The sequence below is a fragment of the Parendozoicomonas haliclonae genome (assembly GCF_900174585.1).
Classification (GTDB): Bacteria; Pseudomonadota; Gammaproteobacteria; order Pseudomonadales; family Endozoicomonadaceae; genus Sansalvadorimonas; species Sansalvadorimonas haliclonae.
This window is the reverse complement of the sequence record NZ_FWPT01000007.1, coordinates 265,850-283,592: the sequence shown is the minus strand read 5'-3', so window position 1 is coordinate 283,592 and position 17,743 is coordinate 265,850. Positions and strand designations below refer to the sequence as shown.

The 17,743-nt window shown below is 51.8% G+C and carries 18 protein-coding genes and 4 tRNA genes; 14 read left to right on the top strand and 8 right to left on the bottom strand.

Annotation, left to right across the window (positions count from 1 at the left end; translation table 11 throughout):
• Window positions 1-38: 38 nt before the first annotated feature.
• Together mntA and hepT are read left to right on the top strand one after the other, a co-directional pair.
• Entirely contained in the window at window positions 39-470 is a 432-nt protein-coding gene (gene mntA / locus EHSB41UT_RS16195; protein ID WP_087111683.1) for a type VII toxin-antitoxin system MntA family adenylyltransferase antitoxin, read from the top strand.
• Entirely contained in the window at window positions 463-876 is a 414-nt protein-coding gene (gene hepT / locus EHSB41UT_RS16190; RefSeq protein ID WP_087111829.1) for a type VII toxin-antitoxin system HepT family RNase toxin, read from the top strand. Before mntA ends, hepT begins: the two co-directional genes overlap by 8 nt.
• Before the next feature lie 120 nt (window positions 877-996).
• Here hepT and catB read toward each other — a convergent pair whose 3' ends face one another.
• From catB to EHSB41UT_RS16175, 3 genes are all read right to left on the bottom strand, one after another.
• A complete protein-coding gene (gene catB / locus EHSB41UT_RS16185; protein WP_087111681.1) occupies window positions 997-1,623 on the bottom strand; it encodes a type B chloramphenicol O-acetyltransferase in 627 nt (208 codons plus the stop codon).
• 11 nt (window positions 1,624-1,634) lie between these two features.
• Window positions 1,635-2,066 carry a GNAT family N-acetyltransferase gene (locus tag EHSB41UT_RS16180; RefSeq protein WP_087111827.1) on the bottom strand — a complete coding sequence of 144 codons (432 nt, stop codon included), beginning with the start codon at window positions 2,064-2,066 and terminating at the stop codon, window positions 1,635-1,637.
• Window positions 2,067-2,362: 296 nt separating this feature from the next.
• A tRNA-Trp gene (locus EHSB41UT_RS16175) sits at window positions 2,363-2,438 on the bottom strand.
• Window positions 2,439-2,684: 246 nt separating this feature from the next.
• On the opposite strand from EHSB41UT_RS16175, the gene EHSB41UT_RS16170 reads away from it, so the two are divergent.
• From EHSB41UT_RS16170 to EHSB41UT_RS16160, 3 genes are all read left to right on the top strand, one after another.
• A tRNA-Ala gene (locus EHSB41UT_RS16170) sits at window positions 2,685-2,760 on the top strand.
• A 17-nt stretch (window positions 2,761-2,777) separates the two neighbouring features.
• Window positions 2,778-2,853: transfer RNA gene (locus tag EHSB41UT_RS16165), tRNA-Glu, on the top strand.
• 35 nt (window positions 2,854-2,888) lie between these two features.
• Window positions 2,889-2,964, top strand: a tRNA-Gly gene (locus EHSB41UT_RS16160).
• Between the two features lie 159 nt (window positions 2,965-3,123).
• Here EHSB41UT_RS16160 and EHSB41UT_RS16155 read toward each other — a convergent pair.
• A complete protein-coding gene (locus EHSB41UT_RS16155; RefSeq protein WP_087111679.1) occupies window positions 3,124-4,050 on the bottom strand; it encodes an alpha/beta fold hydrolase in 927 nt (308 codons plus the stop codon).
• 111 nt (window positions 4,051-4,161) lie between these two features.
• Here EHSB41UT_RS16155 and EHSB41UT_RS16150 point away from each other — a divergent pair, with 111 nt between their 5' ends.
• The 3 genes from EHSB41UT_RS16150 (at window position 4,162) to EHSB41UT_RS16140 (ending at window position 8,125) form a co-directional block, all read left to right on the top strand.
• Entirely contained in the window at window positions 4,162-5,562 is a 1,401-nt protein-coding gene (locus EHSB41UT_RS16150; RefSeq protein WP_165767292.1) for a hypothetical protein, read from the top strand.
• A 46-nt stretch (window positions 5,563-5,608) separates the two neighbouring features.
• A complete protein-coding gene (gene rmuC, locus EHSB41UT_RS16145; protein WP_087111675.1) occupies window positions 5,609-7,003 on the top strand; it encodes a DNA recombination protein RmuC in 1,395 nt (464 codons plus the stop codon).
• Window positions 7,004-7,309: 306 nt separating this feature from the next.
• A complete protein-coding gene (locus EHSB41UT_RS16140; RefSeq protein WP_087111673.1) occupies window positions 7,310-8,125 on the top strand; it encodes an SDR family oxidoreductase in 816 nt (271 codons plus the stop codon).
• On the opposite strand, the gene EHSB41UT_RS16135 is transcribed toward EHSB41UT_RS16140, so the two are convergent.
• Together EHSB41UT_RS16135 and EHSB41UT_RS16130 are read right to left on the bottom strand one after the other, a co-directional pair.
• Window positions 8,126-9,985 carry a PAS domain-containing hybrid sensor histidine kinase/response regulator gene (locus tag EHSB41UT_RS16135; protein WP_087111671.1) on the bottom strand — a complete coding sequence of 620 codons (1,860 nt, stop codon included), beginning with the start codon at window positions 9,983-9,985 and terminating at the stop codon, window positions 8,126-8,128.
• Between the two features lie 104 nt (window positions 9,986-10,089).
• Complete coding sequence (locus EHSB41UT_RS16130) at window positions 10,090-10,473, bottom strand: PA2817 family protein (RefSeq protein WP_087111669.1); 384 nt, start codon at window positions 10,471-10,473, stop codon at window positions 10,090-10,092.
• A 159-nt stretch (window positions 10,474-10,632) separates the two neighbouring features.
• Here EHSB41UT_RS16130 and EHSB41UT_RS16125 point away from each other — a divergent pair, with 159 nt between their 5' ends.
• From EHSB41UT_RS16125 to queF, 3 genes are read left to right on the top strand one after another with little or no spacing between them, the layout of a single operon-like run.
• Complete coding sequence (locus EHSB41UT_RS16125; RefSeq protein WP_087111667.1) at window positions 10,633-11,568, top strand: ABC transporter ATP-binding protein; 936 nt, start codon at window positions 10,633-10,635, stop codon at window positions 11,566-11,568.
• A gap of 28 nt (window positions 11,569-11,596) precedes the next feature.
• A complete protein-coding gene (locus EHSB41UT_RS16120; RefSeq protein WP_087111665.1) occupies window positions 11,597-12,373 on the top strand; it encodes an ABC transporter permease in 777 nt (258 codons plus the stop codon).
• Between the two features lie 4 nt (window positions 12,374-12,377).
• Window positions 12,378-13,205 (top strand): NADPH-dependent 7-cyano-7-deazaguanine reductase QueF, encoded by an 828-nt coding sequence (gene queF / locus EHSB41UT_RS16115; protein WP_087111663.1) that lies wholly within the window; start codon window positions 12,378-12,380, stop codon window positions 13,203-13,205.
• Between the two features lie 82 nt (window positions 13,206-13,287).
• Here queF and EHSB41UT_RS16110 read toward each other — a convergent pair whose 3' ends face one another.
• Window positions 13,288-14,715 (bottom strand): adenylate/guanylate cyclase domain-containing protein, encoded by a 1,428-nt coding sequence (locus EHSB41UT_RS16110; RefSeq protein ID WP_087111661.1) that lies wholly within the window; start codon window positions 14,713-14,715, stop codon window positions 13,288-13,290.
• Between the two features lie 132 nt (window positions 14,716-14,847).
• Between EHSB41UT_RS16110 and EHSB41UT_RS16105 the strand changes: the two genes are divergently transcribed.
• The 3 genes from EHSB41UT_RS16105 to EHSB41UT_RS16095 all read left to right on the top strand — a co-directional run bounded on the left by EHSB41UT_RS16105 (window position 14,848) and on the right by EHSB41UT_RS16095 (window position 17,225).
• Window positions 14,848-15,402 carry a nitroreductase family protein gene (locus EHSB41UT_RS16105; protein WP_087111659.1) on the top strand — a complete coding sequence of 185 codons (555 nt, stop codon included), beginning with the start codon at window positions 14,848-14,850 and terminating at the stop codon, window positions 15,400-15,402.
• A 239-nt stretch (window positions 15,403-15,641) separates the two neighbouring features.
• Window positions 15,642-16,139, top strand: a complete 498-nt coding sequence (locus tag EHSB41UT_RS16100; protein WP_087111657.1) for a tetratricopeptide repeat protein — start codon at window positions 15,642-15,644, stop codon at window positions 16,137-16,139.
• A 3-nt stretch (window positions 16,140-16,142) separates the two neighbouring features.
• Window positions 16,143-17,225, top strand: a complete 1,083-nt coding sequence (locus tag EHSB41UT_RS16095; RefSeq protein ID WP_087111655.1) for a hypothetical protein — start codon at window positions 16,143-16,145, stop codon at window positions 17,223-17,225.
• A 55-nt stretch (window positions 17,226-17,280) separates the two neighbouring features.
• On the opposite strand, the gene EHSB41UT_RS16090 is transcribed toward EHSB41UT_RS16095, so the two are convergent.
• Complete coding sequence (locus EHSB41UT_RS16090) at window positions 17,281-17,730, bottom strand: YcgN family cysteine cluster protein (protein WP_087111653.1); 450 nt, start codon at window positions 17,728-17,730, stop codon at window positions 17,281-17,283.
• Window positions 17,731-17,743 lie beyond the last annotated feature (13 nt).

Here is a 17,743-nt window from a genome sequence, read left to right as displayed (position 1 = left end):
CTATACCCCTGCAAGGTGATTAGTGGCAATATTCTTGTATGGATAACCAAGAAGCCCTGACTATTGTTGTCAGTAAAATACAGTCCCATTTTGGTGCTCAGTTGCAGGGAGTTCTGCTGTACGGCAGTAGAGCCAAAGGTAACTCGCGTCCCGGCAGCGACTACGATATAGCTATACTTTGCGACCAAAACATTCCTGCAAGTGAATGTTGGCGGCTTGCTCAGGATATCGCCGCTACGCTTAATCAGGATGTAGACTTGATAGACCTATGGCAGGCGACGACAGTTTTAAGGAAAGAGGTGGTCGTATATGGTGTTTGGTTGTATCAGCGTGACAGGGTGCAATGTGAGGAGTTTGTAACTCATACTTTGTCACAATATCAGAATCTGAATGTTGAACGTCGTGATCTTCTGGCGGCCATAGAAAACGATATCCGCAATAGCACTAAAGGAAACAATGCTGATGGATGATGTACTGCTCAATAAAATGGCCATCATTGAACGCTGTCTGGCCCGAGTTGATGAGGAGTACTGCGGGCATGAAGAAGAGTTGATGACCAATTTTACCCGTCAGGATGCCATTATCCTTAACATCCAGCGTGCCTGTCAGGCCTGCATAGATATGGGTAACCGTACTCTGGCATTGCTGAAATCGCAGACCGTTCAGGAGTCCCGGGAAGTTTTTGATGTTCTGGCGGAAAAAAAGATCATCAGCGCAGAGTTGGCGCATCGTATGAAAATGATGGTTGGCTTTCGCAATATTGCCGTTCACGAGTATCAGCGGTTGGATATTAATATTATGAAAGCCGTGATCGAAGAGCATCTTGGGGACTTAAGGTTTTTTGGTAAAACCTTGCTGGCTTCACAGCTCGACTAGTATCTCACTGGGGATAACACCAGTATTGGTCTCCGGAAGAGTGGTTTTTCTATTGGCTGGCTAGGCTGGTTCCTGCAAAACAATGAGCCGCAAGGACTCGGCGGTAATTGTGAATCCCTATCATATCTTCTGAAGGTTCACCTGCCACCAATTGTACAAGTCATCAATGTTGTTCGAGCAGATTAAAGGTATAGCTGCTTGAACCTGTTCATTGCTCCAAAGCCACCATTGCAATTCCAGTAGCTGGGCAATCTGTTTTTCATTAAAGCGATATTTGATAATGCGAGCAGGGTTTGATCCGATGACTGCATAGGGTGGTACATCCCGGGTGACAACAGCACGGCTGGCTATGATTGCACCATCGCCCACACTGATGCCGGGCATAATCATTGCCTCTGTGCCAATCCAGACGTCATTGCCAATGACCGTATCTCCAGCGCGCACATATCCGTCTTGTGCAGTGGGATAACCTTGTTGGTGAAAGAAGGGAAAGGTACTTGCCCAGTCAGTTCGATGACCCTGGTTGCCAGCCATCATAAAGACAGCTCCTGATCCAATAGAGCAGTAGCGGCCAATGATGAGTCGATCTACGTCATTTCGGTCTGGAATCAGATAGCGGGCACAGTCGTCAAAGCTGTGACCATGATAATAGCCGGAGTAGTAGCTGTGTTCGCCAACGATAATATTGGGGTTGGTAACCTGCTCTTGCAGAGATTTTCCGACGAAGGGACTTTCAAAGTAATTCATGTAGCGCTAACTCACGAGGCCATATGTAAGATTGGAAAAGGCTTTTCCTGACCATCCAGTGGTGAGCGGGAAACAACTTTAAATCCGCAGTGTTCATAAAATCCCCGAGCTTGTGGGTTCTGTTCATTGACATCTACCCGGTTGCAGCCAAACTCTGCCACCACATGATTCAGTAATGCCTTGCCAATCCCTTGCCCTCGAGCGTCGCTCAGAACAAACAGCATCTCGATACTCTGTTCATGAACGCCGATAAAGCCAAGAATGGCTCCGGCGTTATTTTTCACACAGCGAAGGATGACGGCTGGGAAAGCTTGTTCCAGCACAATAGGCTTCAAAAACTGGATATCGTCTTCGGAGAGGAAATCATGGGTAGCTCGAACAGAGTCTTCCCATACGGCAAGCATTTCTGGGAAGTCAGATGTTGTTACTTCATGAATCTGCATAAGGGTTCCAAGGTGGAGGAAAATTTTCGGAATTGCCAGCTCGCTCACCCAAGGCAAGTCAAATGGCATTGTCGTATATTGTCGTTATAACGCGCTGCACTAAAAGCCAAAAAACGGGGGCGATTTTGCTCTATCCTCTCTGTTTTCGAGCCAGGGAGCCAAAAGATGCAAAAATACTACAAAATGCTGGTTTTGTGTTTGGGGTAGTAAAACTTGGGAAGGTCTGGAAATACCGCCGTAGACAGGGGCGTTTCTTGAGGTGTGCACTTAGAGGAAAAGGTCTTCTGGAGAGAAAGTGGCAGGCCACGAGAGAATCGAACTCCCAACCCCCGGTTTTGGAGACCGGTGCTCTACCAATTGAGCTAGTGGCCTGCAGAAGACGGTGCAATTTATACCCCAATAGATTTTTTAAGTCTATCTTTTAGAACGATTTTTTATCGGTGGGAGTATCTGGCTTTCTATTAAAGTCTGTGTCGTTTACTTTCTTCATTTATATGGGAAGTAGTTTTCTGATCCGGTAGTGGAATTTTTCGGATTGGTGTTGACACTTTCCCGGTAGCTCAATAGAATTCGCTTCGTTCTTGGCGCTTCCTCTGAAGTGTTTAAGAGTTGGATGTAGGGGCCTTAGCTCAGCTGGGAGAGCGCAACACTGGCAGTGTTGAGGTCAGCGGTTCGATCCCGCTAGGCTCCACCAATTCAAAAGAACGTTGTGTCCCGTTCGTCTAGTGGCCTAGGACACTGCCCTTTCACGGCAGTAACAGGGGTTCGAGTCCCCTACGGGATGCCATTTTTAAAGGCATTGCATGAATTTGCGGTGTTTGTGCGGGAATAGCTCAGTTGGTAGAGCACAACCTTGCCAAGGTTGGGGTCGCGAGTTCAAGTCTCGTTTCCCGCTCCAGATAAAAGGCCTCGATCGAAAGATCGAGGCCTTTTTCGTTTTAAGCATGTTTCTAGCTTTAAAGCGGTTGGGGTCGTCTGCTTTCAAAAGATGGCGAGTCTCGTTTCCCGCTCCAGATAAAAAGCCCAGCCCTATATGCTGGACTCTTCCTCTTCTCGGCTACTTGTTCAAAAACGCAGCCACATCCTGGGCGCTCTGTTCAGGTATCTCTTCCATCGGCATGTGGCCGACTTCCGGATAGATGATCAGCTCGCTGCCTTTTATGGCATCGTGAAACTGCTGGGCGTGCCGCACCGGTATCCAGTTATCTTCTTCCCCCCAGATAATCAAAACCGGCATGGTCAGTTGATCGAGCTTACTGAGATCAAAGCCCATGCTGTTGCGGATATGGCGCACCATGCGTCCGCCCGCCTCTCGGTTGCCTTCCCGGCTTAACAGATCTGCGTAACGGTTAAGTTCTGTGTCGGTGACCTTGTCGGCATTGTGGTAGGCGTTCTTCAGCAGGCTTTCCATTACAAAGCGGGGCGGTTCTATTTCATCAACCAGTTGTCCCACAACAGGTGTGCCCCACAGCATCATCGCCGCTGGAGGAACAAAGAAGAACCCGGCAGGGTCCAGCATCACCAGCTTCTTAACTTGTTCAGGATTTCGGGCCGCATACTGGTAGGAGAAGTACCCGCCCAGAGAGTTGCCGGCCAGGTAGAACTCTTTAAGTTGCAGTTGTTCCGCGACTTCCTCCAATACAGCCATATAGGCGTCATCACTGGTCTCCCCGGAAGGGAAGGGGCCGGTCATGCCGAAGTTGGGGAGATCCAGGGAGATCAGGCGGAAGTCTTTCTCCAGATGCGGACGCCATTTCTCCCAAGTGTGCAGGGAGGAAAAGATACCGTGCAGCATAACCAGAGCCGGTTTGTCGGGATTGCCCTGATCCCGCACATGCACCCGCATGCCTTTTATAGATAGAAACTGCGAAGGTGGTTGTGCATAGCGGCTCAGCTCAGTAACAGGTACCTGTGTGGCACAGCCTGCTAAAAAAAACAGCGCCAAAGGCAGGACAAAACGGAGAATATGGCTTTTTATTATCATTCGTAGACCGTTGTCAGTGTGATGTTTTGCGCCAGAAGACTACAAACTGTAACAGTCTGAGCCTATGGCACTTGTGACGGAACTGTCAGTCAGGATAACGGTCATACAGGCATGTTGAGAAGAAACCCAAGCCATAATTATTCTCCGTTCTGGTGCTGTGTCAGGCAGTGGTTGGTCTGTGTGTGTGCAGCGATAACCTTGCTTTGCTCTACCTTTGCAACGGCGGAGAGTGATATCCCCGTCCCCGCGTCTCGCTCTTTTCATGTGACACCGGCCGGAACATTTATCCCGCTTGAGAATGGCCAGTGGCTGTTCTTTGAGGGGGTGGATGTGTTCACCGAGTTTGGGTTGGCTGTTCATGATGGCGTTTACTCGGCGCTGTTTAGCATGGTCGCTACGCCAGTGGTGATGATGACTATCGGTTTGCTGCCCTCAGCACTGTCAACCGGGCCGGTTGGGGCGATGCTGGTTCTGGCCTGGAAGTTTCGTACGCCGCTGAAGGGCTGGTGGTCTTATTTGCAGGGAGCGCGTGGGCTTTGGAATTACCAGTCCTGGCGTATCGGGCGTATGCCGGTGTACTTCTCCTCTGATGCCATTACCCGTAAGTTGCTGGTCAGTGTTCGCTACCCTCTGGGTGTCGAGCATCAACCGCAGCTGGAGATTGTACGCCTGCCTGATCATGAGGAGCTCTCTTTCCACACGCAGCCATTAACACCCGTCGAGCAGGCTTTTGATGAGCTGGCTGAGGCGATGGGAAAAGAGAGGCTGGCTCGGATGGTGGCAACGGTGAAGAGTCATAATATTGTTCTGTCGGTGCAGGATGCGGAAGGGCATTGGGTGCATCGGGATATGGTGCGGCCACAACAGCCCCTGCTGTTGGAGCAGTTATATTCCTGGTCTGGTCGCACCGCGAGTACACAGCTTCACTCCCTGCTTAAGCCCGAAGTGGTCAGTGCCTTTACCAAGGCGTTGTATTGCCGGGATCGTGCCAAAGACGCCTGGCAGATGATTTCACCTAAACTGGCTGAGAGTACGCAGGCCAGCCAATACCAGCTGGCACGTTCTGAGGGGCAATGTGATCTTTTGGAGGTGTCGGATGGGAGTACGCGTCTGGGTGGTTTTGCCGGCTTCATGCATGTGAACACTAACCGGAATTGTGAAGTGGCTCAGGAGCAACTTTCCCTCTTCGATGATGGTTATTATGAGAATGCTCTGATCGCTAACAGTCGGGTGAAAACCATCCCTTACTGGCTGAACCGGTTGGTGGCTCGCACGCTGGCAGAATCGGTGTCGCTGACCACTCAACTGGCCTTTACACCGTTGTGGTCAATCGCTGCTGGCAGCAGTAAGGGTGGTGTTGAAAGCACGGCAGCCCAGACCGATGGCGGCATGCTGGGGCTGATGGAGCGGCAAAGTCTGCGCTGTATCTCGCTCAGTCGGCCGGAGGCGGGTTCCATCACGCCGGCAGAAAGTGAACGTATTTGCAGCTGGAGACTGAGGCCTGCGCAATAATCAGGTATTCTAAAGGAAAGGTACTATTTGGCATGGATCGTCATTGATGACTACAGCAGCACTTCTTTTCTTTGTCATTGCTCTTCTTACCGTTTTGTTGTCCTCCTGGCTGAGCTGGCGGCTCGGCAGTAAGTCCACCCGTCATAAACTGGAAGCGGAGCAACGTGCCGAACAGCAGGCACGTTTGCACGAGCTGGTTGAGATGCGGCAGAAGGCCAGCCTCTATGGTGAGTCCATTCAGGAACTCAAGAAAACCCTTCAGGAAAAAGAGCAGAAGCTCGAGCAAACCCAAAAGGATTTGCGTCAGCATCATCTTGCCTATGTCGCAGCTCGTAAAGAGTTGGAAGCGGCTACGGATAAGCTGGCGCTGTTGGAGCAGTCCGAGAAGCGTCTGGGGCAGCAGTTTGAGAATCTGGCTAATCGCATTTTTGAAAACAAGGCCAGCCGTTTTTCCTCCCAGAGTAAAGTGGAACTGGAAAGTCTTCTGGGGCCATTCAAGCAGCAGATTGCGGATTTCCGTCAGCAGGTCTCCCAAGCTTACGATAATGAAGCTCAGCAGCGTCGTTCCCTGCGTGATGAAATTACCGGTCTGAAAGAGCTGAATCAGCGCATGAGCGAGGAAACACTCAACCTGACCAAAGCTTTGAAGGGCGATAAAAAACTTCAGGGTAACTGGGGCGAGCTGGTTCTGGATCGGGTTCTGGAAGAGTCCGGCCTGCGGGAAGGACATGAGTATGTGCGTCAGATTTCCCTGCGTAACAGCGAGGGCGAGCGGCAGCAGCCGGATGTGATTGTTCACCTGCCGGATGGCAAGGATGTAATCATTGATTCCAAGGTCTCGCTGGTGGATTACAATCGGGCTATTGAGGCGGATAATGATGTGGCGCGGGATCGGGCACTCAGTGCCCATGTGCAGTGTCTGCGCAACCATATCCGTACGCTGGGTGCCAAGAGTTATCAGGATCTGGATGCGGTGCGCACGCTGGATTATGTGCTGATGTTTATCCCGGTGGAAGCGGCCTTCTATAGCGCGATCGAGCATCAGCCCGGTCTGTTCCAGGAAGCTCTGGATAACAACATTATGCTGGTCAGCCCGACCAATCTTCTGGTCACCCTGCGTACTATTGAAAATATCTGGCGGTATGAGCATCAGAATCGCAATGCTCAGCAGATTGCCGAGAAGGCGGCTGCTCTTTATGACAAGCTGCGTGGCTTTACGGAAGATATGCAGAAGCTGGGCAACCAGCTGGACACCGCTCGTAAAACCTATGATGGCGCGATGAACAAGTTTTCAACTGGTCGTGGTAATGCGGTCAGTCAGGCGCAGAAGTTTGTTGAGCTGGGGGTGAAGGTGAAGAAGCCGCTATCACCAGAGCTGGTGGACAGGGCGACTACCGAGTTGGATGATGTGACTTTTGCTTTAGCGAAATCTGATACGTGATATTACTTATTATTTTTTGACCTGTGTCAAAACTCTTATCCCGGTAACAGGTAAAGTTGGATCCAGCAGCGGGGGGAAGCGGCTACCAACCAAGCCAACAAAAGCCGCTGCAGAGAGGCCGACTCGGTCACCCAGTTCAGGGAATTAATAATACCAACCGGGATGACTCAGGGAGCCGATCGATAGCCAGTGATTCTGAGGGGAAGTCACTGGCTTTTTTTTGCCTGTCATTTACCGGTCTGCTACCCGCGAACTGTCTTATTTACTGCTACATTTCTTTGCTCTTAATCGGCTATGAGACAGAGCATGTCTGCAGAGCACAGTCATACAGAATCTGAAAACCCAGAGCAGCGTGAACAGAAATCTGCTGCACCGGTCATTCTGGTCACTGGTGGTGCCCGGGGAATTGGCAAAGGGATTTCTTCTTACCTGCTAGGTTGCGGCTACCGGGTGGTGATGCTGGATATTCTCCGTGAGGATGGCGAACGGCTGGCGCGGGATCTGGCGCATCTGGGGGATATTCGCTTTATTCGTGCCGATGTTGCCGATGAAGATCAGGTGAGCAGTGCGATCAACCGGATCCGCAACTGGTTCGGTTATTTGAACGGCGTCGTTAATAATGCGGCAATTGCCGAACCCTACACCGGTCCGTTGGAGTTTTTAGCACTGGAAGACTGGCAGAGTTATATAGATGTCAATGTGACCGGTACCTTTCTGATATCCCGTGCCACCATTCCTTTGTTGCAGCAGAGTCAGGGGGCGATTGTGAATATTGCCTCGACTCGCTGGCTGCAGTCCGAGCCTCAATCGGAAGCCTATGCCGCCAGCAAGGGGGCGATTGTTTCTTTTACCCATGCGTTGGCAATCTCTCTCTCCGGACAGGTGCGGGTGAACTGTATCAGCCCGGGCTGGATTGCGGTGGATGCCGTAAGTGAAAACGGGCATCTCAAACCTGTGCACCTGACCGAAACCTGCCATCGACAACATCCTGCCGGGCGGGTAGGGCGGCCGGATGATATTGCGAGTATGGTGAAATTTCTGTTGTCGAACGAGAGTGGGTTTATCACAGGCCAGAATTTTGTGATCGACGGCGGCATGACCCGCAAGATGGTGTACGAGTAATTATTCAGTCTCACTCAGTGTTTCCAGAACTTCAGAGAACGAGTTTAAATCCAGAGCATTGAGGCAGGCCAAAAGTTGTTGTCTTGCCGTTGTGTGCTCGGGCTCGGAAAGCAGAGTGTTGACCAGTGCCTCCAGCTCCTCAATATCGCCGATATCAAGCAGAGTGTGGAAGCGTTTGGATAGCGTGTTGTCCAGCTTGATGTGGGGGGATCGGGTTTTTGTGTCATCCGTAGCGTTTTGCTCTGCAGTCTCCATAGTCTGGTGAGATGCAGGCTCGGGGTGGATATGCAATGCATCGTAAACCGTGCCCAGAAGCTTCGGTAGAGAGCAAGGTTTGGGGAGAAAGGTCCGGAAGCCCGCTTTGAGTACCTGCTGAATCTGATCCGGAAACACACTGGCAGAAATTGCAATACAAGGGATATTGGCCAGCTTGGGCTCTTGCAGGATGCTGGCGAGTAACTCCAGGCCTCCCATGACTGGCATACGCAGGTCGGAAAGCACCAGATCAAAGGTTCTCCGGTGGAGTTTATCCAAGGCATCCTGCCCGTTTTCGGCCAGACTGACCTTGAATCCTGCCATAGTCAGAATTTGTTTGAGAATATCCCGGTTAGATTCCCGATCATCCACCACCAGAATGCGTGGCGGTGGGTCCAGCTTCAATTTTTCATAGTTAAAGTTTGTCGTATCAGAGATATCTCTCTCGGGAAGGGTCGCCTCTTCAAAAGGAATGGTAATTGTAAACCGACTGCCTTCACCGACTTCGCTGTCGATAGCGATATGTCCATGCAGGGCATGGATAATATGGCTGGTGATGGCTAGCCCAAGCCCGGTGCCCTCGACGCTGTAGTGGTTGTCCAGCCGGGCAAAGGGTTGGAAAATGGTTGTCAGTTTATCCCTGGGGATGCCACAGCCGGTATCGGTCACCACAAACTGCAACTGTTCCTGTTGGCGCTGAACATGCAGGTCCACATGTCCCTTGTCGGTAAATTTTACGGCATTGTTCAAAAGGTTGATCAATACCTGCTTCAGGCGTGTGGCATCAATAAGAATACAGTCGGGTAAATCTGTGGCGGTGTGCAGTGAATAGTTCAAGCCATGGGAGGCTGCCAGAGGCGTGATCACGGAGCCGACATCAAATAATAGCTTCTGCAATAGAGTGGGTTTGGCCTGAAGTGATAAACGGCCACTCTCAATTCTGGCCATATCCAGCACATCATTAATGACGGCCAGCAGATGTTTGCCGCAGCGCTGCAGAGATTCAAGGTTGCGGGCATTCTGGCCGGTAAGGTCCAGCTGCCGGGAAAGAATCTGCGAATAACCCAGAATACCATTCAGAGGGGTGCGCATCTCGTGGCTGACACTGGCCAGAAAAGCACTCTTGGCTTTGTTGGCCTGCTCGGCTTTCTTTTGTGCGAGGCGCAGCTTCTTTTCCAGACTTTTCTCACGGGTGATATCAACAAAGTTGCTGACTCGGATTACGCTGTTGTCCGCCAAGGTGCCAAAGTGGCGGCTGGAAACCCGAACCCAGCTGGTTTTACCATCCGGCTTAATTACCCGCCAGCTGTAAACCCAATCTTTATTTTGGCTGACCGCTTCATGGATGCTGGCTTTCAATGGGGGAAGATCATCAGGGTGGCAGATATCAAAAAACAGCTGACTGTTGGCCTTCAGGGCTGAGCTTGATACCCCGAACACTTCCCGTGCGCCCTTGGATACGTAGAGAAAGGCTCGCGGGCCATCTACGGTATAGTTGCCCTGAACAACCACCCCCGGCATAGAGTTAAGAATCTCTTCCAGCTGGTTGTCCATAACCTCCGGCAGCGGCACACCGGGCATGGGGGGAGATGGGCGCTGATGCATGGCTGCGCTCCGATGGCTAAGACCGGTTATAGCATAGGCGGGAAAGTTTGGGCGTGAGAGGAGAGCAAGGAAAATGAGGCAGCCGAAGCTGCCATCAATTCAGTTTAGTGATTGAAGATCTGGCGCTTGGCATCGCTCCAGGACAGATTGTCATCTGCCATCTTGTCTTCCACTTTCTGGAACTGATCAATCTCCTCGTCTGAGAGGAAGTGCAGGCAGTCGCCACCTAAAAACCACAGCAGATCACGAGGCACAATCGGCGTGAGCTGAGGATGGTTGCCGATAAAGCTGAAAAACCAATTCTGGGCCAGGTGCCAGCCGTTGGCATGATCCTGATCCAAAGCTTCACAGGCGGCGGCAAGGTTGGCTACCAGTTCGTTTTTTTGTTCTTCCTGAACAACCTCGGCCAGAGCCACAGGCAGCTTTTCGGCAAACTCGGCCAGCTGCTGGCGGTGGAACTGAAAGGAGGCAACAGAGGAATCGCTCATAGGAGTGCTCATAACTCTTCAATATTTTGAGGCAGATTCTAAAGAAAATTCTTCAAAGTAGACAGTCAGACGCAACCGGGCAAGGTCTCTCTGTGTTCACCGGGAGGGTAAACCGATATGATGGCTGCCTCGAAAAACAACAATGCGTGACCGCTTTCCATGACGGATGCCTTAACAGATGCGCTGACACTCAGGCAGCTGACAAAAACTTACGACAATGGCCATCAAGCTTTAAAAGGGATCGATCTGACCGTCGCACCGGGTGATTTCTTTGCCCTGCTTGGCCCCAATGGTGCGGGCAAATCCACCACAATCGGTATTGTCTCCTCTCTGGTGAATAAAACCTCCGGCTATGTCGATATCTTCGGTTACGACATGGACAAGGATATGGTGCGGGCCAAGTGCCAGCTGGGTGTCGTTCCCCAGGAGGTGAACTTCAACCAGTTTGAAAAGGTTGAAGATGTGGTGATCACTCAGGCCGGTTATTACGGGATTGCCGGCCGTGAGGCTCGGATACGCTCGGAGAAATTTCTCAAGCAATTGGGGCTTTGGGATAAACGTGATGTCCAGTCCCGCATGCTGTCCGGTGGCATGAAGCGTCGTCTGATGATTGCCAGGGCGCTGATTCACCAACCGCGTCTGCTGATTCTCGATGAGCCCACTGCCGGGGTTGATATTGAGCTGAGAAGAAGTCTCTGGGAGTTTATTCGGGAGATTAACGAGCAGGGCACCACCGTTATTCTGACGACACACTATCTCGAAGAAGCCGAACAGATGTGCCGTAATATCGCCATTATTAACGAGGGCGAGATTGTCGAGAACACCAGCATGAAAGAGCTGCTGCGCAAGCTGGATCGAGAAACCTTTTACCTGGATGTACGCCAGCCTCTGCCCCTGGCTATGAATGAATCGGCCCGTTTTGCCGGGTATCAGGTTACACGACTGGATGAACATACTCTGGAAGTGGAGGTGCAGAAGCAGCAGGGCTTGAACGGTCTGTTCCGCCAGTTGAATGATTATCAGGTGGATGTCGTCAGCATGCGTAATAAAGCCAACCGACTGGAAGAGTTGTTTGTCGGCATGACCCGACGCTAACCGAATAACAGAAATAAGAACGAGTTTTATGGGATTTCAACAAAACTGGATTGCCTTCTGCACTATCTACATTAAAGAGGTGCGCCGCTTCCTGCGGATTTGGCCGCAAACCCTTTTACCGCCTGCGATCACAATGACTCTGTACTTTGTGATTTTCGGACATGTGATTGGTAGCCGGATCGGACAGATGGCCGGCTTTGACTATATGACTTTTGTCGTACCCGGACTGGTGATGATGTCAGTGGTCACCAACAGCTACAGCAATGTGTCGTCCAGCTTCTACAGCAACAAATTTCAGAAGAGTATCGAGGAGCTGCTTGTTTCGCCGGTACCCAACTGGATTATTCTGCTTGGCTTTGTGATGGGGGGCGTGACCCGTGGATTGATGACAGCCTTTATCGTCATCTTGCTATCGTTGTTCTTCGTAGACTTTCAGGTTTTTGATATTGTCGCTACTATTGCCGCCGTTCTGCTGACAGCCGTGATGTTTGCCCTTGGTGGCTTTATTAATGCCCTGTTTGCCAAAAGCTTTGATGATATTTCCATCATTCCAACCTTTGTGCTGACGCCACTCACTTATCTGGGCGGTGTGTTTTATTCCGTCTCTGTGCTGCCGGAGTTCTGGCAGGGGGTTTCTCAGATCAACCCTATCCTGTATCAGGTGAATGCCTTCCGTTACGGGATGCTGGGCTATAGTGGTGTGGTTGATCTGACGCTGGCATTTTCCATCATGACGGCTGCAGTTGTGGCTCTGTTTGGTATCTCCCTGCGCCTGTTGAACAAGGGCTGGGGACTGAGAAGTTAAGATAATGAGTAATACCGTTAATGATTCTCCCCTCGGGCGGCACAGTGAATACAAGAGTGAGTATGATGCCTCACTGCTGTTTCCGATCCCCCGTGCACCGAAGTGGGAGGCTCTGGCGCTGGACAGCAGCAACCTGCCTTTTACCGGTACCGATACCTGGAATGGCCCGGAGCTGTCCTGGCTGAATGAAAAGGGCAAGCCAGTGGTGATGGGCGGTGCATTTATCCTGCCTTGTCACTCGCCCAATATAATTGAGTCAAAGTCGTTCAAGTTGTATCTGAACTCCTTTAACCAGACCCGTTTTGGTTCACCGGAGCAGGTGCAGGCGATTATGGAGAAGGACCTTTCCGCGGCGGCAGGCGCTCCGGTAAAGGTTGCTCTGTATACGCTGGATGAGCTGACCGGTCAGGGGCTTCACCACATAGCTGGTGACTGCATTGATGATCTGGATGTCACCATTGATACCTATACGCTGGAAACCGGTTTTCTTGCAGCAAATACAGATGCGGTGATGACAGAAACCCTGTACAGCCACCTCCTCAAATCCAACTGCCCGGTTACCGGTCAGCCAGACTGGGGAACGCTGGTGATTGAGTACACTGGCCCGCAAATTGATCGTGAAGGCCTGCTGAAGTATCTCTGCTCTTTCCGTCAGCATCAGGATTTCCACGAGCAGTGCGTAGAGCGGATCTTTATGGATCTCAAGCGTCTGTGTGGTGCAGAGCAGCTGACGGTTTATGCCCGCTATGTGCGTCGCGGTGGTCTGGATATTAATCCATGGCGCAGTGACTGTGGTAAGGTGGTTGACAACCGTCGTCTGGCTCGTCAGTAAGTACTCTCTTTAAGCTCTATGAGTGAAAAAGGCGATAACGGTTGCACCGCTATCGCCTTTTTAATGAACTTAATTTTGATGATTAGCGACGGGCCGCTTCTTCAGTGGCAGGGCTTTTCGTGTTGGAGAGTGAATGCTCTTTCAACTGCTGAGCCGCACGATTCAGCGCTTTGATGGCTTTGGTGCGCTCAATGGGATCCAGGCGGGCGGTATCCAGCATCAATGAGAAGCCATCAATATTTTCTTCCACCCAGTTGCAGCGAGCCCCCAGATTTTTCCGGTAGTCGGTGACTTGATAAATCTGCACCGGTTTATGAAAACCTTTCACCTGTATCTGGTTGCTGCGTCGGCACATAATCTGATCTTCGATCAGGGAGTGGGTCTCTTCGGTAATTAATATCTGGTTTGATTCGGCCAGCCCTTCCAGACGGCTGGCCAGATTCACAGCCCGGCCAACAATGGTGTAATCCATACGATCGCGGGTGCCATAGTTGCCCACATTACAGTAACCGGTACTGATGCCCATGCGGATATTCAGGGGATGCATGATGCCCTGGCCGCGCCAATAACGGCGAATCACCGAGAGCTGACGACGCATCTCCAGAGCCATGGCAACGGCAGCCTTGGCATCCTGCTTATCACCCTGGCTGACCGGGTCGCCAAAGAAGACCATCAGGCTGTCGCCAATAAATTTATCGATAGTGCCGCCATGCTTTAAAGCAATGCGAGACATCTCATCCAGATAATGATTCAGCACCCTGGCCAGCTGGTCGGGTTCAAGGTCATCACTAAGCTGGGTAAAGCCTTCAATATCCGAGAAAAAAACTGTCAGTCGCCGTTTGCGGTTCTCCACCCGCTGCATAGAGCTGCGGCCACGGTAGATGAGTTCCCGTACCTGTGGTGATAAATAGCGGGCCATGGTCGTTGTCAGCCAGGCCTGCTGTTTGCGCAATTGCTTCTCGTTGGTAATGCCGTCAGCCAGTGTGCTCTTCTCCCGAGCCAGAAGCACACCGTTGATAACCAGAAAACTCAGCAGCCCGGCACAGGCTGCAAGGGTTGCCATCAGTGAGCTTTCAAATTGCAAAGGGCGTAAGGCGGTTGCAGCCAGAATAAGCATCCATCCGGCAAAGAGCAGAGTCGGGCCGACAGCGAGCCAGGCAAAGCGGGTGAGTGCTCCCGAGAGGGTGAGCATGGCCATGATCAGAGCTGATGCGGGAAGGCCGGGTTGAAGCGAGGCCAGAAAGGTCATCAGTATGACGCTGTCCAGTGCCAGCTGATAACGGTAGTTACGTTGCTCATAGGTCGCCCTAGCGAACAGGCGCTGGCTTAGAAAAGGGTAGATAAACAGAAAGGAGATGCCGGCAATCAGATAGATTGCTAGATCATTGTCGTACGACAGAGTCAGCAGAGCCACAACCCCCGAGGTAATCCATGGGAGTGCTTGGGCAAAAGCGAACAGGCGATCATTCCATTTCTGCTTGTTATTGTCGATCCTTGAGGTCACCGTCATCAGGATTTGTCAGCTTATTGTCGTATGCATAGAGTTATCGGGCAGATGTCGAATGTCAACATTTTTGATGTCTGGCTTATTACACAGGCTTGACGCTATGATGCGGACATCATAACAAAGAGGGGGAGCAGAGTGGACGCTCTGGATGTTTTAACACAACGCATTTCCAGACCGGTTCTGACGGAACCGGCACCCAGCTCTGAGCAGATTGAGCTGATGATCAGGGCCGCCTGTCGGGCACCGGATCATGCAGGTCTTCGCCCTTATCGTTTTATCCGTATAGAAGGTGAACGTCGGAAGGCACTGGGGGAGCTGCTGTGTGCAGCTGGGTTGGAACTCGATCCACAGTTAAGTGAGGTGGCTCAGGAGAAGCTGCGTAATGCGCCCCTGCGTGCCCCTATGTTATTGCTTCCCGTGCTTACTTCAGTATCGCATCCGAAGGTGCCTGAAGTGGAGCAGGTACTGACTGTAGGCGCTGCGGTGTCCAATATTCTTAATACAGCCTTTGCCCTTGGTGTCGGTGCCATGTGGCGTAGTGGGTTGCCCAGTTTTCAGCGCAGTCTGGCAAGAGGGCTGGGACTGGCTGAACATGAGCAGTTGCTGGGCTTTCTCTATCTGGGAACGCCGGCAGGTCGGGCCAAGCCTGTGTCCGAGGTTAACTTGGAAACGGTGCTGTCTGACTGGTAACCGATAAAATCCAGACTTCGCAGCGGTGTCACGGGGTAGCCGCTGTCCTGCCTGTATGCCGAAGCCGGCGCGATGATCGTCAAGGCTTCGGCTGAATCCTTTCACTTCCTTCTTTCCAGAGCTTTTTATATAGCCAAGACGCATAGCCTGAACCAATGCGATTCCCAATTACAACAAGCCCGGCACCTGCGGCTTTATAAGCTAATGGGAGTTACGTTCATAAGTTCAAGGAGAGACCAATGGGTGTACTCAGGGATGTACTTGGTGCCCTTGGGGGAGATCACCGGTTGCTGGGCCGGTTGCAGGATGGGGTGACGATCGCCCAGTGCAAGAATATTCCAGATGAGGTGCTGGAGGGTATTTATGCCCAGGGTTATGGGCACTATCAGTCCGGCAATATGCAGGAAGCCCATAACCTGTTTCTCTACCTCAGCTTTCACGACCATACCAATCCACGCTTTCTGGCGGCCTTTGGTGCGTCCTGTTTCAAGCTGGGCAAGGCGGATCAGGCGGCGGAAGTGCTGAAGAGTGCTTTGGACATGAACCCTTCCGATCCTGGCCCGGCTCTGAATCTGGCCCAGACGCTGGAATCACTGGGGCAGCATGATAAAGCCAGAGATGCACTGCTGCATGTATGTGCAGTCTCCAAAGGGAAAGATAACTATCAGCCACTGATGGCCATGGCGGAAGGCATGCTGGAGCGCCTTCCTGTTCAGACCGCAGGGCGGGGGGAGTAAGTTATGGCGATTTCAGGCGTTGATAGCAGTCAACATGCACAGCGCATGCACGATATGCGCGAGCTGGAAGCCCTGCGCGATAAGGATCAGATGGCCGCCGGGATGCTGGGTGGACAAAACACGGTCAGCTATTACGACGGTGGTCTTCAGGTCTCTTCGGGTGGCCAGACCATGCCGATCGCTGCGGCTCAGCCCGGTGCGACCGAGATGCTTGGGCAGATGGATACCAATGAGCTGATGGCTCTGCTGGAAGGTTTGAAGACCGATAGCGAAGACACCATGAATAAAGTCTCGGAAGAGGCCACCCTGGCCAACCGTGACAAAATGAAGACCGCCCGCGATCAGCGTATTCAGCAGCTGACTGATCAGCTGGACCCCAGCAAGAGTGACAAGGATGACAAGTGTGCCACTGCCAAAATCGTTATTGGCTCTCTGTTGCTACCGGCGGGAGCGGTACTGATTGCCGATGGTGCTTTGGATAAGAAAGCGATTTCTGCGACCCGGGAAGCACATGGGCAGATGATGCATTCTCACTTCGGGCAAGGGATGGAGCAGATCGAAAGCTTCCAGAAAGATTACAAAGAAGATGCCATTGTTGAGCGCATCACCGGTCAGCCTATGGACAAGATCAAGCATGTGAATCAGCTGCATGCTATGGAAAAGAGTGGCGTTATCTCCCCGGAGCTGCGCATGAATCTTGAGCGTATGGTGCTTGATGGTGCCGGCCCGGATGCAATAGGCGATCGTCTGCTGGCCGATGCAGTGGCGGCTTATGTGGATGGTCAGATGCCACCGATGTATAAGGTGGATAATCTGAATCAGCAGATTCAGGAGATGCGGGTCAGTGATAAGGAGATTGCCGGATCGGTAGAGTCAGTGGAATCTGATCTTGCCCAGGCTAAAGCCATGAAGGAAGCTGATGGCGATGATTTTCAGACCTTCCTGGCCAAACTGGCTGCGATGATGGAAGAGCAGGATGAAATCATGCGTCAGGTGCAGGAGGATTTGACCAGCGGTGTCAGTACCGCCATCCAGGGGCAGCAGAACAGCCAGTCGATGATGGGGCAGAGACAAAACCCGATCTAAGATTGTTCACGCATGTAAAACAAAGGGGCTTATTCGATAAGCCCCTTTTGCTTGGTTATTCCACCCAGTTAATCACGTGCTCTTCCCAGTCTTCTTCCGGGACAGAGTTATCCGGAATGACCCGGTCGCGTACGGAAATGCCCGCCAGATAAACCCCTTCCTGGGAACCGGTAATCAGCGGATGCCACAGTGGCAGATCCTTGCCTTCGGCAATCAGGCGATAGGCGCAGCTGTTAGGCAGCCAGTGGAACTGTGGAATATGTTCCGGCTTGAGCCAGACACAGTTCGGCACCTTCTCGCTGCGGGTTTCATAGATGGTGCACTGGCACTTGCGTTCATCCAGGTAATGACAGACCAGATCGGTGTAGTAAACCTCACCGGTGTCTTCATCTTCCAGTTTCTGCAGGCAGCAGCGTGCACAGCCATCACAGAGACTTTCCCACTCTTCGCGGGTCATCTCTTCCAGAGTTTTGGTTTGCCAGAAAGGTTTGTAAGGCAGGGCCATTCGTTCAGGGACT

What these genes read in the sequence shown, in the direction of transcription:
- hepT (WP_087111829.1), top strand. Translation starts at nt 463, where the DNA reads ATGGATGATGTACTGCTCAATAAAATGGCCATCATTGAACGCTGTCTG.
- EHSB41UT_RS16100 (WP_087111657.1), top strand. Translation starts at nt 15,642, where the DNA reads ATGGGTGTACTCAGGGATGTACTTGGTGCCCTTGGGGGAGATCACCGG.
- EHSB41UT_RS16180 (WP_087111827.1), bottom strand. Translation starts at nt 2,066, where the DNA reads ATGCAGATTCATGAAGTAACAACATCTGACTTCCCAGAAATGCTTGCC.
- EHSB41UT_RS16150 (WP_165767292.1), top strand. Translation starts at nt 4,162, where the DNA reads ATGTTGAGAAGAAACCCAAGCCATAATTATTCTCCGTTCTGGTGCTGT.
- EHSB41UT_RS16125 (WP_087111667.1), top strand. Translation starts at nt 10,633, where the DNA reads ATGACGGATGCCTTAACAGATGCGCTGACACTCAGGCAGCTGACAAAA.
- EHSB41UT_RS16090 (WP_087111653.1), bottom strand. Translation starts at nt 17,730, where the DNA reads ATGGCCCTGCCTTACAAACCTTTCTGGCAAACCAAAACTCTGGAAGAG.
- EHSB41UT_RS16110 (WP_087111661.1), bottom strand. Translation starts at nt 14,715, where the DNA reads ATGACGGTGACCTCAAGGATCGACAATAACAAGCAGAAATGGAATGAT.
- EHSB41UT_RS16155 (WP_087111679.1), bottom strand. Translation starts at nt 4,050, where the DNA reads ATGATAATAAAAAGCCATATTCTCCGTTTTGTCCTGCCTTTGGCGCTG.
- rmuC (WP_087111675.1), top strand. Translation starts at nt 5,609, where the DNA reads ATGACTACAGCAGCACTTCTTTTCTTTGTCATTGCTCTTCTTACCGTT.
- mntA (WP_087111683.1), top strand. Translation starts at nt 39, where the DNA reads ATGGATAACCAAGAAGCCCTGACTATTGTTGTCAGTAAAATACAGTCC.
- EHSB41UT_RS16130 (WP_087111669.1), bottom strand. Translation starts at nt 10,473, where the DNA reads ATGAGCGATTCCTCTGTTGCCTCCTTTCAGTTCCACCGCCAGCAGCTG.
- EHSB41UT_RS16135 (WP_087111671.1), bottom strand. Translation starts at nt 9,985, where the DNA reads ATGCATCAGCGCCCATCTCCCCCCATGCCCGGTGTGCCGCTGCCGGAG.
- queF (WP_087111663.1), top strand. Translation starts at nt 12,378, where the DNA reads ATGAGTAATACCGTTAATGATTCTCCCCTCGGGCGGCACAGTGAATAC.
- EHSB41UT_RS16095 (WP_087111655.1), top strand. Translation starts at nt 16,143, where the DNA reads ATGGCGATTTCAGGCGTTGATAGCAGTCAACATGCACAGCGCATGCAC.
- catB (WP_087111681.1), bottom strand. Translation starts at nt 1,623, where the DNA reads ATGAATTACTTTGAAAGTCCCTTCGTCGGAAAATCTCTGCAAGAGCAG.
- EHSB41UT_RS16120 (WP_087111665.1), top strand. Translation starts at nt 11,597, where the DNA reads ATGGGATTTCAACAAAACTGGATTGCCTTCTGCACTATCTACATTAAA.
- EHSB41UT_RS16140 (WP_087111673.1), top strand. Translation starts at nt 7,310, where the DNA reads ATGTCTGCAGAGCACAGTCATACAGAATCTGAAAACCCAGAGCAGCGT.